This window comes from Polycladospora coralii (genome assembly GCF_014773435.2).
GTDB classification, from domain to species: Bacteria; Bacillota; Bacilli; order Thermoactinomycetales; family Thermoactinomycetaceae; genus Polycladospora; species Polycladospora coralii.
In genome coordinates this window covers 1-1,086 of record NZ_JACXAG020000030.1, presented here as the reverse complement: position 1 = coordinate 1,086, position 1,086 = coordinate 1, and the positions used below count along the sequence as shown (strand labels likewise).

Sequence of the window (1,086 nt, the reverse complement as noted above, 5' to 3'; positions counted from 1 at the left end):
TTCTCGTTTCATTGGGCGGCTACTGCCGTCTCCTCCACGAAGGCTCGAACCGAGCCTAAAGCTTTTTGTAAGATGTTCCGAGCCGCGTTCACATCACGATGTGCGGTATAGCCGCAAACACAATGATGGGTACGCTCTTTTAACGCTTTTTTTACGATCTGTCCACATGCTGAACACGCTTGCGATGTGTTGTAAGGGTCAACTTCAATCACTTTCTTACCAGCCCATTCTGCCTTGTAAGTCGTGAACTGAATTAACATGCTCCAACTGGCATCTACAATGCTTTTAGCAAGGTGATGATTCTTCATCATTCCTTGAATGTTCAGATTTTCATACGCAATCATATCGTAATGATTCACCAGATAGCGGCTGATCTTATGTGCATCATCTTTGCGCTGATTCGCTATGTATGCATGTTTCTTTTTTAATATCAACACCGTTTTCTTATAGCGTGAAGAACCTTTCTTTCGTTTGGATACGCGCTTCTGAAGTCGTTTTAAGTGACGTTCAGATCGACGGAGATACTTGGGAGAGTCAAAGAACATCTCATCAGACGTAATGGCAAGGTGCGTCACACCTAAGTCTACTCCTACTTGCTTCCCTGTAGGAGGAAGCGAATGAGGGGCAAATTCACAGGAAAGACAAGCATAATATTTGCCGTTTTTTCTCTTGATGGTACACGTCTTCACCTTTCCTTCGATATGCCGATGCAACTTAATGCGTACATTTCCGATTTTCGACAACCGAAGGTGCTTTCCTTCAATCTGGTATCCGCTTTGCGGATAGGTGAAGCTGTCAAATCGGCGCTTACCTTGAAAACGAGGATAACCCGGTGTTTGTCCTTTCCATACACGCCTGAAGAAAGATTGAAATGCGCGATCCAAGCGTCTGGCTACATGTTGAAGCACCTGTGATTGTATCTGCTTAAATTCAGGGATTGCTTTTTTTAATAGCGGAAGCTCATTGGCTTGTTTGCTGTAATTCACTGTCTGACTTCGTTTCTCATAGGCAAATTTTCTCTGTTCTAACATCGCGTTATAGAGCCAACGACACATGGAGAGTGTCCATTCAATCTTTTCAATCTGC

1 protein-coding gene is annotated in these 1,086 nt (G+C 43.7%); it reads right to left on the bottom strand.

Annotated features, from left to right (window positions below; all coding sequences use genetic code 11):
• Positions 1–8: 8 nt before the first annotated feature.
• Positions 9–1,086 (bottom strand): RNA-guided endonuclease InsQ/TnpB family protein (locus tag IC619_RS16580; protein WP_213261000.1); only part of this gene is annotated, 1,078 nt, incomplete at its 5' end.